The sequence below is a fragment of the Mycobacterium sp. E2462 genome (assembly GCF_001672685.1).
GTDB lineage: Bacteria > Actinomycetota > Actinomycetes > Mycobacteriales > Mycobacteriaceae > Mycobacterium.
In genome coordinates, this window is sequence record NZ_LZKC01000389.1 from 1 (window position 1) to 12,851 (window position 12,851).

Annotated in this window: 10 protein-coding genes and 1 riboswitch; of the genes, 3 read left to right on the forward strand and 7 right to left on the reverse strand. The window is 69.2% G+C overall.

The genetic code is table 11. The features are described from left to right. Positions 1–45 precede the first annotated feature (45 nt). Positions 46–221, forward strand: a riboswitch (M-box (ykoK) riboswitch). A gap of 77 nt (positions 222–298) precedes the next feature. Continuing rightward, positions 299–955, forward strand: coding sequence for an O-methyltransferase (locus tag A5714_RS20245; RefSeq protein WP_068073905.1), 657 nt, complete (start codon positions 299–301; stop codon positions 953–955). 4 nt (positions 956–959) lie between these two features. Here the strand turns inward: A5714_RS20245 and A5714_RS20250 are convergent, their stop codons facing one another. The 7 genes from A5714_RS20250 to A5714_RS20280 form a co-directional block, all read right to left on the reverse strand. Beyond that, entirely contained in the window at positions 960–2,957 is a 1,998-nt protein-coding gene (locus A5714_RS20250; RefSeq protein WP_068288234.1) for an acyltransferase family protein, read from the reverse strand. Positions 2,958–3,183: 226 nt separating this feature from the next. Further along, a complete protein-coding gene (locus A5714_RS20255) occupies positions 3,184–4,368 on the reverse strand; it encodes a CaiB/BaiF CoA-transferase family protein (RefSeq protein ID WP_068073907.1) in 1,185 nt (394 codons plus the stop codon). Further along, positions 4,361–5,299 (reverse strand): SDR family NAD(P)-dependent oxidoreductase, encoded by a 939-nt coding sequence (locus tag A5714_RS20260; protein WP_068288217.1) that lies wholly within the window; start codon positions 5,297–5,299, stop codon positions 4,361–4,363. Before A5714_RS20260 ends, A5714_RS20255 begins: the two co-directional genes overlap by 8 nt. Next, positions 5,296–7,158 (reverse strand): NAD(P)/FAD-dependent oxidoreductase, encoded by a 1,863-nt coding sequence (locus A5714_RS20265; RefSeq protein ID WP_068288220.1) that lies wholly within the window; start codon positions 7,156–7,158, stop codon positions 5,296–5,298. The genes A5714_RS20260 and A5714_RS20265 overlap by 4 nt, the downstream gene beginning before the upstream one ends. After that, positions 7,155–8,342 carry an LLM class flavin-dependent oxidoreductase gene (locus tag A5714_RS20270; RefSeq protein ID WP_068288223.1) on the reverse strand — a complete coding sequence of 396 codons (1,188 nt, stop codon included), beginning with the start codon at positions 8,340–8,342 and terminating at the stop codon, positions 7,155–7,157. Before A5714_RS20270 ends, A5714_RS20265 begins: the two co-directional genes overlap by 4 nt. Beyond that, positions 8,339–9,727 carry an SRPBCC family protein gene (locus A5714_RS20275; RefSeq protein ID WP_068288226.1) on the reverse strand — a complete coding sequence of 463 codons (1,389 nt, stop codon included), beginning with the start codon at positions 9,725–9,727 and terminating at the stop codon, positions 8,339–8,341. Before A5714_RS20275 ends, A5714_RS20270 begins: the two co-directional genes overlap by 4 nt. Before the next feature lie 34 nt (positions 9,728–9,761). Continuing rightward, positions 9,762–10,625, reverse strand: a complete 864-nt coding sequence (locus A5714_RS20280; protein WP_068288229.1) for an SDR family NAD(P)-dependent oxidoreductase — start codon at positions 10,623–10,625, stop codon at positions 9,762–9,764. Positions 10,626–10,766: 141 nt separating this feature from the next. On the opposite strand from A5714_RS20280, the gene A5714_RS20285 reads away from it, so the two are divergent. Then, positions 10,767–12,410, forward strand: a complete 1,644-nt coding sequence (locus tag A5714_RS20285) for an SMP-30/gluconolactonase/LRE family protein (RefSeq protein WP_068288232.1) — start codon at positions 10,767–10,769, stop codon at positions 12,408–12,410. 11 nt (positions 12,411–12,421) lie between these two features. Beyond that, on the forward strand, positions 12,422–12,851 hold a 430-nt coding region (locus tag A5714_RS20290; RefSeq protein WP_156747411.1), incomplete at its 3' end, for a GntR family transcriptional regulator.

Genomic DNA, 12,851 nt, shown 5'->3' on the forward strand with positions numbered 1-12,851 from the left:
AAACGCGTTTGACGAGCCTCAATGCGGGGTGTAGCCATGTCTTCGCAAGCACCTCGGTAGGTGAGGCGTCTGCACGGACACAGGCCACTGACCCCGAACGTCGAGAGACGCCCCGGGTCAGGACAGCTCTTCCCGGACCCAAGGGTTGAGCCCAAGTGGCTTCCGGACCACCAATGATGGTCGGATACGCCGTGCAGACGCCTCACCTACCGAGGTGCTTGCGAAGACATGTCTACACCCCGGATTGAGGCTCGTCAAACGCGTTTACAGTTTCGTAACGGCGCCTACCCTCGAGGGCATGACCACAACGCTGCAGGACCCCAGGGTCGCGTCGACGCTCGACCGCATGTACACCGAGTCGAAGAATCAGATGTCGCTGCTGCGCGAACGGCGGGGCACCTTCGATCGGCCGATGAACGCCCAGGAACGTGCCGAGGCGATGAGCGAGTTCTACATCCCGGTGACGCCCGAAGCCGGCCGCCTGCTGTACTCGCTGGTGCGCGCGACCCGGCCCGCGACCGTCGTCGAATTCGGGATGTCGTTCGGCATTTCCGCCGTGCACCTGGCGTCGGCGGTGCGCGACAACGGCGCCGGCCGAGTGGTGACCACCGAGCTCAGCACCACCAAAATCGCCGCCGCCAGAGACACTTTCGCCGAAACCGGCCTCGACGACCTCATCACCATCCTCGAAGGCGACGCCCTCGTCACGCTGTCCGAGTTGTCGGGCAGCGTCGACTTCGTCTTGCTGGACGGGTGGAAGGACCTCTACCTGCCGGTGCTGGAACTGCTCGAACCGCGGTTGTCGCCCGGGGTGTTGATCGTCGCCGACAACACCAACGCCGCCGACACCCAGCCGTACCTGGACCGGGTCCGCAACCCGGACAACGGCTACGTGAGCTTCAACTTCAACGTTCGCGACAGCGACAGCATGGAGGTCAGCTGCCGCACCGGCTAAGTGTTCAGCGCAGCGATTCCTCGAGCCACGGCGTGAGCCACCTCACCCCTTCGGGGGTGAGGTGGACCCCGTCGCTGCGCACCTTGATGCCGTCCACCTTCGCGGTGTAGACACCGTCCGGGCAGAGTTTCTTGTTGAGGTCGAGGATCTGGACGTTCGGGTGGTGGCCAACGGTCTTGCGCAACATGGTGTTCCACAGGTTGACGCGGTCGGGTTGGTCCTCGGGGTAGAGCCGGCCGTCCGGCTTCTCCCCGCCCCGGCTGTACGGCACCGAGGCCACGACGACGCGAACACCGTTGGCGCTCACGATGTTCAAGGCCCGCTCGAGTTCACCGTTGAGGTACGCGTCGAATGTCGGGTCGCCGATGTGCGTCCACTGGCCCTCGTTGACGCGGTCGACGGTTTCCCAGCGGCCGATGATGAGCAGCGCCACGTCCGGCTGGTCCTGGCTGACCTGCGTCGACCACCGGATCGGCCACCCGTCGCATTCCGACCGTTGTTCCAAAGTCTGCCCGAGGTAGCGGTACGGGGTGCCGCGGACCAGGCTGCAGCCGATGACGGTGTGGTCGAGGAACGCGAACCCCGGCGTCGGGGGCAGGTAGTGCATCCAGGTCCACCCGATCGAGTCGCCGAACACCGAAACGGTGAAGGGGCGGTTGGGGTCTCGCGGGCCCGGGCGCGCCGCGGGCAGCGACGGCGTGACGGCGGCCACCGCCGAGACCCCGGGCGGCAGGCCGACCTCGCGCAGCCCGGGACCGGTGCCCACCGGCACCACGAACAGGGTGATCGCGGCCGCGCTGGCGACGGTCGCGGCGGCCAGCGGCAGCAGCGGCACCCGCGCCGGGCGCCAGCGGCGGATCGGTTGTTCCAGCAGCCACCACGACGCGGCCGCCAGCGCGACGGTGGCGCCACACCGCGCGGCGAACAGCGGCAGGCCCGACCACCCGGTGCGTTCGCCGTTGAGGGCCAAGAAGATCGGCCAGTGCCACAGGTACACGCCGTAGGAGATGGTGCCCAGCCACACCAGCGGCCGTACCGCGAGCAGTCGGGCGACCAGGCCCCGCTGCTCGAGCGCCACCGGGGCGACGACCAAGACGGCGGCCACCGCGACGCCGACCAGCAGACCGCGCCGGAACTCGCCGGCGCTGCCCGTCGCGTAGTGGGTGGCGGCCGCCAACCCGGCAAGGCCGAACACGGGCAGGATCCGGGCGACCCGGCGCCCCCACCGCGTCCGGATCAGGCACCAGCCGCGGTTCAACGACGGCCAGTCCCGCACCAGCAGGGCCGCCGCCGCGGACCCGATCAGCAGCGCCTGCGCGCGGGTGTCGGTGCCGAAATACACCCGGTCCCTGGTGCCGTCGGACACCAGCACGATGGCGGCCGCGGCGGAGGCCACGGCTCCCAGCGCGGCGACGAGGAAGGCGACGAACCGGACGTCGCCGACGGTGGCCCAGCTGCGCCGCCGCCGGGCGCGCGCCGCCAGGGCCAGCGCCACGGCGATCAGCAGCAGCGGCCACACGAAGTAGTACTGCTCCTCCACGCCCAGGGACCAGGTGTGCTGCAGCGGTGACGGCGGCGCCCCCTGGGTGAAGTAGTCGGTCTTCTGGGCGACGAAGCGCCAGTTCGCGATCCACAGGAACGCCGCGATGGCGTCGTTACGCAGGCCGGTGAGCGCCTGTTCGGGGAGCAGCCCGCGGGCCGCGGCCACCGTGAGGACCATCAACACCAGCGCGGGCAGCAGCCTGCGCACCCGCCGGATCCAGAAGCCGGTCTGGTCGATGCGGCCGGTACGGCCCAGCTCGTCCAACAGCAGGGAGGTGATGAGGAATCCGCTGAGCACGAAGAAGACGTCGACGCCGATGAAACCGCCGCTCACTCCGGGGATTCCACCGTGCCCGACGAGGACCAGCGCCACCGCGATCGCGCGCAGCCCGTCGAGCGCGGGAATCCCGTTGCGCCGCTCCGGCCGATCCCAAATCGCCAGCCGGCCGGCCCTGCGCACGGGCGCCACCCACCGGGGGTGAGCGCCACGAGCCGGTGCGGATTTCGGCCCGCCCGGCTCGGTGTCTGTCGTCAGCGCGCCCTGACCACTATCTCGTCCGGCGCCATAGTTGATGCCGATACGTCGCTGCCCCTCCTGTTGATCGGAGCCAGCTTAAGGGCGGCCGCGCCGGATCCCGGCGAAGACACGCGGGCGCCCCGCGCCGCGGCGGCCGACGCCGCGGGGCCTAGCTGGGCCCGGCCTGCTCGGCGTCGACGGGAGCCAGGCCGAGTTCGTCGAGCACCTGCTCGGTGTGGGCCCCGAGCTGCGGCGCGGGTCCGGCGACCCGCCCGGGCGTCCGGGAAAACCAGGTCGGCACACCGGGAAAGCGCACGGGGCCGTGCTCGGTGGGCACCGTCTCGAAAAAGCCGACGGCGTTGAGATGTTCGTCGTCGAACAACGTCGCCGGGCTGGACAGCGGGGAGGCGGGGATTTCCAGCTCCCGGAACAGCTCGAGCCATTCCTGGGTGGTCCGCTGCGCCAGCGTCTCGGCCAGCAACGCGTACACCGCGTCGATCTGGCGGGACCGCTTTTCGAGGGTGGCGTACATCTCGCCGGCCCACGGTGGCCGCACGGCCGCCATGAACGCGTTCCAGTGTTTGTCGTTGTAAATCAGCGCGGCGATGTAGCCGTCACTAGTGCGATACGGCCTGCGGTTGGGGGCGACCGTACGCGGGTAGACCGCCGGCCCCAGCGGGGGGTCGAACATGGCGCCGTTGGCGTGTTCGACCAGCATGAAGGACGCCATCGTCTCGAACATGCCGACCTCCACCTCCTGGCCCTCGCCGGTGCGCTCGCGGTGGAACAGCGCCATCGTGGTGGCGTAGAGCGCGGTCAGGCCGGCGACCTTGTCGGCCATGATGGTGCCGACGTAGTTGGGTTCCCCGGTGAGCTGTTCCTGGACATACGGCAGGCCGCACGCCGCCTGGATGGTGTCGTCGTAGGCGGGCAGATCCCTGTGGGGGCCGCGCCGGCCGTAGCCGTAGCAGTTGGTGTAGACGATGGCCGGGTTGATGGCGGCCACCTCGTCGTAGCTGAAGCCGAGCCGTGCGATCGCCTTCGAGCGCATCGAGTGGATGAACACGTCCGCGCGCTCGATCAGCGCGCGCAGCACCGTCTTTCCCGCCTCCGTCTGCAGATCGACGGTGATGGCGCGTTTGCCGCGGTTGACGTTGACGAACACGCCGCCCATGCCGCGGACCGGCCCGACGGACACGTAACGCGTGTCGTCGCCCCGCGGCGGCTCGACCTTGACGACGTCGGCGCCCATGTCAGCCATGATCTGCGTGCAGTACGGCCCCATCACCATCGCGGTCAGGTCGACCACCCGCACCCCGGCGAGGGGACCGCCGCGCGCCGCGCCGTCAGACATGGTGGGCCCCGTCCCGCGTCGCCCGCGAGGCGGTGTCGAAGCTGTACCGGATGTGATCGGCGTGCCCGTCGGGGACGACGGGGAACACCAACGGCGCCGCGAGGTAACGGATCGCGTCGATCTGCTCGGCCACGTCCTCGACGGACCACGACCGGCGGTGCACGCCCGGGCTCTCGGCGACCACGGCCCGCGCGACGCGGCCGGCGATCGCCACCAGCATTTCGCCGGTGACCGGGCAGCTCTCGTGGGCCAACAGCCCCACCACCGGGGCCACCAGGTCGGTGCCCATCGGCGGGTACGCCGACACGTCGATACCGTCCGCCATCCGCGTCAGGGCCGACGGGACGATGACGTTGCAGCGCACGCCCTCGGCGGCGCCTTCGAGGGCGACGACGTTGGACAGGCCCAGCAGGCCCGCCTTGGCGGCCGCGTAGTTCGCGACGTCGTGGTTGCCGTAGAGCCCGCCGATCGAGGAGGTCAGCACGATGCGACCGTAGCGCGCGGCGCACATGACCGGAAAGGCCGGGCGCACAACGTGGAACGCGCCGCGCAGGTGGACGTCGAGGACGGCGTCGAAATCCTCGTAGCTCATCTGCTTCAGCGATGCGCGCCGCACGGTGCCGGCGTTGTGGATGAGGATGTCGACGCGCCCGTAGCGGTCCAGCGCGGCGTCGACGATGCGCCGGCCGCCGTCGGCCGTCGCGACGGAGTCGGTGTTGGCGACCGCCTCGCCGCCGGCTGCCACGATCTCCGCGGCCACCCGGTGGGCGGGGCCGGAGTCCGCGCCCGCCCCGGTCAGGGCGCCGCCGGTGTCGTTGACCACCACCTTGGCGCCGCGGGCGGCCAGCAGCAGCGCGTATTCGCGGCCCAATCCCCTACCGGCGCCGGTGATCACGGCGACCCGGTCGTCGAACCTCAGCTCGCCGGTCATGATCCCAGCGTCAAGCCGTCCAGATCGCCCTGGTCGCGCCATCGGGCCAGCAGCTCCCCGAACGCGTAGAAACCGGGGCCGTACGGCTCGCCCAGGTGGGACCGGATGCCCTCGCCCGCCTGGGCGCCGGCGCCGCCGCCCTCGTTGTTGTAGTAGCCGGGCGTGCATTCGCGATCGAACGCGCTGTTGTCGATCGCGTTCTGCCGGATGGTGTCGCACCACGCCTGCTGGGCCGCCTCGGTGGGTTCGACGGTCGTCGCGCCGCGGGCCAGCGCCTCGGCGATGATGTAGCCGATGTGCTCGCCCTGCAATTCGTAGTTGGCGGCGATGTTGGCGGAGATGCCGACCTGGGTGAAGCCGGTGAAGAACTGGTTGGGAAACCCGCGGCTGGTCATGCCGTGCAGCGTCTTGTAGCCGTCGCGCCAAGAGTCGAACAGCGACACCCCGTCGCGGCCCGTGATGGTCTCGATCGAATAGCGGCGGCTGATCTCCGTGGTGATCTCGAAGCCGCTCGCGTAGATGATGCAGTCGACCTTGTATTCAATCCCGTTGGCCACCAACCCCTTCGGCGTGGCCCGCTGCACTCCCTTGCTGCCCGACACGTCGATCAGCCGCACGTTCGGGCGGTTGAAGGTCTGCAGGTATTCGTCGTTCGTGGTGGGCCGCTTGCACAGGAACCGGTAGTACGGTTTGAGCGCTTCGGCGGTGTTCGGATCCTCGACGAGGCTGTCGACCCGGCGGCGCAGGCGCTCCATGACCTTGAAATCCTCTTCTTCCCGGATCGCCATGAACTGCTCGGGGGTCAGCGACGCCGGGTCGTCAAGGGCGAGCACCCGCGCGGCGGTGTTGCGGCCCAGTTCGGTCCAGAAGTCACAGACGTAGTCGGGCTGGCCGAGCGCCATCCCCTCGAAGGTCCAGGCGTGGAAGTTGCGTTGCCGCTCCTTCTGCCAGCCCGGCCGCAGCGATTTCACCCAGTCCGGGTCGGTCGGCGCGTTGTTACGCGCCCCGACCGACGACGGGGTCCGCTGAAAGACCAGCAGCTCTTTGGCGTACCGGCCCAGAAACGGCACGATCTGGATCGCCGTCGCGCCGGTGCCCACCACCGCCACACGCTTGTCGGCGAGCTTGTCCAACCCGCCCGAGCTGTCACCGCCGGTGTACGCGTAATCCCAGCGTGACGAGTGGAAGCTGTGGCCGGAGAACTCGTTGATCCCCGGGATGCCGGGAAGTTTCGGCCGGTGGAACGGCCCGGAGGCCATCACCACGAAGCGGGCCCGGATGTCGTCGCCGCGGTCGGTGCCGACCCGCCAGCGGCTCAGGTTCTCGTCCCAACGCAGCGCGCGCACCTGGGTGGACAAGATCGCGGAATCGTAGAGGCCGTAGTGTTTGCCGATGCGGCGGCAGTGTTCGTAGATCTCGGCGCCGTCGGCGAACTTCTTCGACGGGACGAAATTCAGTTCCTCGAGTAGCGGTACGTAGCAATACGATTCGTTGTCGCACTGAATGCCCGGGTAGCGGTTCCAGTACCAGACGCCGCCGAAGTCGCCGCCGAGTTCGATGATGCGGACGTCCTGCACCCCGGCCTTTTTCAGGGAGGCGCCGCACAGCAGGCCACCGAACCCCCCGCCGATCACGGCGACGTCGATGTCCGCCGAGATCGGGTCGCGCACCAAGGGTGGGCTGTGCGGGTCGGTTTCGTAGTACCCCGCGAAATCGTCGACGAGTTCGACGTACTGCTTGGATCCCTCGGGGCGTAGCCGCTTGTCGCGCTCCAGCCGGTACTTCGCGCGCAGGGCGTCGAAGTCGACGTCGTCGGGAGTCTGCGACGGCGGGCAGTCCTGGCCGGAGAACGCCGTCATGCCAGGGCGTTTTCGGGGAGCGCGGCGGCGTGCAGCGGCGCCGCCATGTCCTGCACCGCGGGCAGCACCTCCTCGGCGAACAGCCGGGTGCTGGCCATCGCCTCGGGGTAGGGCATGGTGCCGAACTGCGGGACGATGGTGAGCTCGGAGAACGAACACGCCCGCTGGGCGGCCTGAATCCGGTCGAAGATCTCCTGCGGGGTGCCGATCAGCAGGTTAGATGCGTGGTAGCCGGGGGTTTTCGTCGGCGCCGCCTGCGCCGGACCCGCGTCCGACCCGGTGACCGAGGAGGCGAGGACGGCCGTCGCTGTGGCCTCCCGGGCGGCGTAGGCCTCATAACCCTTGACGCCCTTGAAGTTCGAGGCGTCGGCGAAACCGTAGTGCACGGTGACGTCGCGGTTGGCGGTCCAGATCCATTCCTCGGTCTTGCCTGGGTCCTCCGTCGTGCAGTACATGAACATGACGTTCTTGGGCTGGCACGGCGCCAGGCCCTCTTCCTTGCGGAACGTGTTGACCTTCTGGACCTCTCGGCCGGCGTCTTCGATCGGCTTGTTGCCCACGAACAGCGGCACCATGCCGCGGCGGGCCAAGATCTCCAACGACTCGGCGGTCGACGACGAACTGTAGATCCGCGAGAACAGGTCGCGGCTTTGGGGTTCCGGCCGCAACGACATCTCCGGGACGGTGAAAATCTCGCCCTCGTAAGAAAACCGCTCCCCCGAGAACGCCAGCGCCAGGATGTCGAGGGTCTCGTTGAACCGCTGCCGGCTCTCCTCCCGCGGCACGCCGACGGCGTCGAACTCGCTCTTCGAGACGCCGCGCCCGATGCCGATGGTGGTGTAGCGGCCGTTGGAGATGATGTCGAGGTAGGCGATCTGGTGCGCCAGCCGAATCGGGTGCCACCACGGCGCGACGGCGACGAAGGTCCCGAGGCTGACCCGTTCGGTGCGACCGGCGAAATAGCTCAGCGCCTGAATCGGGTTGGGCGTCATGCCATAAGGGGTACCGCAGTGCTCGGGCATCCAGATGCCGTCGAACCCCAGGGGCTCGGCGAGATCGGCGATCGCCAGGGTGGATTGCACGCACTCCCAGTCGGGCGTCGCGGGCGGGTGGCTGAAGTCCTCGGCGAGCACCCGGTCCCAGTCGTGGGAGTTGTGGGCTCCGAATCCCAGGTTGACTTTCACGGTCGATCTCCTCCATCTAATCCGGTAGCGAGTTCACTCGGTGCCCCGGTGCCCAGGTAGCGGGCGAGGTTGCGGTGCAGGTTCGCGGTGCTGCGCTCCATGTAAGGGTTGGGCTTGGGGCCGGTGAATCCGTAGGACTTCATGCCCTGCTGGACGGCGGCCATGTTGGAGAAGTCCTGCGGCAACACGCTGCGCCAGCTCGGGTCGTCGGGCGCGGCGTACACCCATTCGGTGTGCGGCTCTTCGCCTTTCGGGTACAGCTCGTAGCACGACGCCTCGAAGATGCACTTGTCCGGGTCATAACCGTGCGGCCGGGCGCTGTAGCACAGCGCGGTGGTCAGGCCCTGCCCGATCTGGAAGTTCGGGAAGATCTGCCACGCGGTCCCGCTCTTGGCCAGGTGTTCGGGATCGATGGTCGGCCAGACCACCCCGCGGTCGGCGTCGTCGCGGCGCGCCGAGGACAACCAGTGCTCGAGCACCTGGTTGGCGGGAGCGTCCTCGGGTAGCTCGTCGACCAGGCGGCGCGCCGCCTCCACCAGCGTTCTGGTGGTGGTGGCGTTGGTTTCCTCCAACGTGTAGATCTGCATTTCGGCGGTCGAGACGCGGGGGTCCGCGCCGGTTCCCAACCGGATCTTGGACTTGGTCTCCTCCAGGTCGGCGGGCGCGTCGTAACCGATGTTGCTGTGCTTACCCTGCGCGTGCGCCCACCCGCGGAAGTTGCCGAACTTGTTGAACTGCGGGTGGGTGGTGGCCACGTGGTAGGTCTCGTTGAAGGCCTCCATCGCGACCTTCCAATTGCAGTCGAAGTGCAGCCATTTACGCCATTTGCACCGCATGTCCTGCAGGCGGAACGGGTCGAGCATGGTGGCCGCGGGTTCGAGGTAGTCGCGCAGCGGTTCGGCCGCCGGGTCCATGTTGATCCAGATCCAGCCGCCCCAGGTGTCAACGTTGACCGACGCCAGGTGGGTGTTCTGGGGCGTCAGGGCGCCCTGCCAGTCCTGGCGTTCGGGCACGTGGACGCAGGCGCCGTCCTGGTCATAGGTCCAGCCGTGAAACCCGCACACGAACGACTTGCGTTGTCCGCAGGCGCTTTTCGCCCCTTCGGGCACATCGATCAGGCGCCGGCCGCGGTGCATGCAGACGTTGTGGTGCGCCTTGAGGGTGTCCGGACCGGTGCGCACCACGATGACGGAGTCGTCGAGGATGTCGTAGGTGAGGAAGCTGCCCACCCTGGGCAGGTCCTCGACCCGTCCGACCTGTTGCCAGACCTTGCGCCACAACTTGTCTCGTTCGGCCCGTAGGTAATCCTGTGACAGGTAGGCCTGCACCGGGATCGTGACCGGTGCGCTGAGTTCCTGCGCCGCGCCGGCGCCGTTCTCCGTCATCGCCCCTCCTCGCTCTCTGGTCGCCGCCGGCGACTCAGGCCCCGTCCGTGATGGCCGCGCGGAACGCCTCGTCCTTGAGGAACAGCGACGTGTTGTCGGCGCCCAGGTGGCCCCATTTCAGGTTCAGCCCGCCGTCGACCAACAGCGTCTGCCCGGTGACGTAGCTCGACAGGTCCGACAGCAGGAACAGCACGGTTCCTGCGATCTCCTCTGGGCAGCCGCGCCGTCCCATTGCGATGGCGCGCCGGTCGCGCTCGGCGTCGTCGTCGACGTAGGTGCCGGACGCCGGCGTCTTGATGACCCCCGGGGCGACCGCGTTGACCCGGATCGCCGGTGTCCCGTCGGTCCCGGCCAGTTCGACCGCCATGGTGCGGGTGGCGGCCGCGATCGCGGCCTTGGCCGTGCCGTAAGCGATGTGGAAGGGGGCGCTGTTCATCCCGCTGATCGAGGAGAGGGACACGATCGAGCCAGGCCGGCCACGGCCCCGCAGCTCCGCGGCGACGGCCTGGCTCATGAAGAACATCGTCTCCAGGTTGCGCGCGAACAGGTCGCGCCAGTCGCCGCGGGTCACCCGGGTGGACGGCATCCAGGTCGCGGGGTCGGCGCCGCCGGCGACGTTGACCAGCCCATACAGTTCGCCACTGGCCGCGCGCGCCGCCTCGAGCGTGGCGGCGATGCCGTCGTCGGTCGAGGCGTCGGCGGCCAGGGGCACGACCGGGAGGCCGGCGTCGCGCAGGGGCGCGAGGTGGCGGTCGAGGTTGTCCTGCCCCCGGCTGACGGCGATCACCGTCGCGCCGGCCTCGGCGACCGTGCGGGTGATCGCGGTCCCGATGCCGCCACCCGCGGCCCCGGAGACCACGACGATGCGCCCGGCGAGGTCGAGAAGGTCATGTCCCATCGGTCAGGAATTTGTCCGTACCAGATAATGGCGTGCACTCATCAGAGAGCATGATTCTCCGAGCGTGAGGGCCCGTCAAGGGGGTCAACCCGAGAATCCGCGGGCTATTGGGGCTATTGTCTGGACCATTGCCCGATTGCTATGGTCCGACCGGTGACGACTCGACCGGTGCGCCTCGACGGCCGCTACTCGCCCCCGCGCGGGCCGCGGCTCGCGCCGGGCTGGACGCTCGCGCGCCTGACGGCGCCGAGCCGGCTCTTCGGCGCCAACGGCCTGCGCACCGGGCCGGACGGCCGCGTCTACATCGCTCAGGTGACCGGCAGCCAGGTCAGCGCGCTCGACCTGGCGACCGGGCGCCTCGACACGGTCAGCGCCAAGGGCGGCGACATCGTCGGCCCGGACGACGTGGCGTTCGATTCCCGCGGCAACCTCTATGCCACCGAGGTGATGGACGGCCGGGTGAGCGTGCGCGACGCGGGCGGTCATACCCGGGTGCTACGCGACGACGTGCCGTCGGCGAACGGCATCACCGTGCACCGGGACCGACTGTTCATCGGCGAATGCCGCGACGGCGGGCGCCTCTTGGAATTCGACATGGCCGGCGGAGCGCCGCGGGTGTTGCTGGAGAACGCGCCGTCGCCGAACGCGATGGAGGTCGGACCCGACGGGTTGTTGTATTTCCCGCTGATGACCGCCAACGAGATCTGGCGCATCCACCCCGACGGCGGCGAACCCGAGCGGGTCGCCGGGGACCTGGGCGTTCCCGATGCGGTCAAGTTCGATTCGACCGGGTGTCTTGTCTCGACGCAGGTACACAGTGGGCAGGTGTTGCGCATCGATCCCCGTAGCGGCGCGCGCACGGTGCTGGCCACGCTGAACCCTGGACTGGACAACCTGACCTTCGTCGGTGACCGGTTGTTCGTCTCCAACTTCACCGGCGAGATCACCGAGATCCTCGACGGCGGCGAGTGCCGCACCGTGCTGCCGGGGGGGCTGAACTGGCCCTTGGACCTCGCGCTCGGCGCCGACGGCACCCTGTTCATCGCCGACGGGACGTACCTGTATGCGCTAGAGCCCGACCCCGATCCCGAGCGCGGGCCATTGCGGACCGCGGGCATGTTGTTCAGCCCCGGATACCCCGGCTTCCTGCGCGGGCTGGCCGCGGTCGACGGCGCGGCCGGCGAGTTCGTCGTCACCACCGCCAACGGTGAGGTGGCCCGATACCGGCCGGGCGGCAGCGAAAGCGAGGTGCTGGCAGACGGATTCGACCAGCTCTACGGCGTCGCCGTGGCGCCCGGGGGGTCCATCGTGACCGCCGAGCTGGGCACCGGCCGGGTGCTGTGCCTGCGGGCCGGCGGCGTCGAGACCCTGGCGTCCGGGCTGCACGAACCCACGGGTGTCGCGATCGCGGCCGACGGAACCTGCCTCGTCACCGAGACCGGCGCCGGGCGGGTGGTGCGGGTGGCGGGTGGCGCGATCGCCCCGGTACTGGATGGCCTGCAGCGCCCTCAGGGCATCGCGGTGTCGGCGGGGCGGGTCTACGTCGTCGACGCGGGCGCCAAGGAAATCGTCGCGTTCGACGCGACCACCGGTGCCCGCGAAGTCGTCGCGTCCGATCTACCGGTGGGCGCGCCGCCGGGCGTGGTGCCCAAGCCGCTGCGCGGCATGCCGCCGTTCTCGGGTCCGCAGGGTCCGTTCGCCGGGATCGCCGCCGGCCCGGACGGGACGTTGTACGTCTCCGCGGACGCCGACGGCAGCGTCCTGGCCCTGCGGCGGGAAACCTGACGGGCGCGCCGATGCCGGACACCAAGATGGCGGACCACCGTTACCTGCAGGTGGCACGGGCGCTGCGCAAGGACATCGTCGAGGGCGTGTATCCCGTCGGTTCGCAATTGCCCACCGAACATGAACTCTGCGAACGGTTTTCGGTCAGCCGCTACACCATTCGGGAGGCGTTGCGGCGGCTGCGCGACGACAACCTGGTGTCCTCGCGACCCCGCACCGGAACGCTGGTGGTACCGCGGCCGTCCGCGGATTCCTATGTCCAACACGTCATGTCGATCAACGACCTGCTGGCCTTCGCCACTGAGACGCGTTTCGCGATCGACTCCATCGCGATGGCGCCACTCGGTGACGACTTGGCGGCGTGGACCGGCCTGGCCGGCGACGAGCAGTGGTTGACCGTCCGCGGGTTCCGCCGACCCAAAGGCGACGATTCGCAGGCCG

What these genes read in the sequence shown, in the direction of transcription:
- A5714_RS20245 (WP_068073905.1), top strand. Translation starts at nt 299, where the DNA reads ATGACCACAACGCTGCAGGACCCCAGGGTCGCGTCGACGCTCGACCGC.
- A5714_RS20255 (WP_068073907.1), bottom strand. Translation starts at nt 4,368, where the DNA reads ATGTCTGACGGCGCGGCGCGCGGCGGTCCCCTCGCCGGGGTGCGGGTG.
- A5714_RS20285 (WP_068288232.1), top strand. Translation starts at nt 10,767, where the DNA reads ATGGTCCGACCGGTGACGACTCGACCGGTGCGCCTCGACGGCCGCTAC.
- A5714_RS20265 (WP_068288220.1), bottom strand. Translation starts at nt 7,158, where the DNA reads ATGACGGCGTTCTCCGGCCAGGACTGCCCGCCGTCGCAGACTCCCGAC.
- A5714_RS20260 (WP_068288217.1), bottom strand. Translation starts at nt 5,299, where the DNA reads ATGACCGGCGAGCTGAGGTTCGACGACCGGGTCGCCGTGATCACCGGC.
- A5714_RS20275 (WP_068288226.1), bottom strand. Translation starts at nt 9,727, where the DNA reads ATGACGGAGAACGGCGCCGGCGCGGCGCAGGAACTCAGCGCACCGGTC.
- A5714_RS20280 (WP_068288229.1), bottom strand. Translation starts at nt 10,625, where the DNA reads ATGGGACATGACCTTCTCGACCTCGCCGGGCGCATCGTCGTGGTCTCC.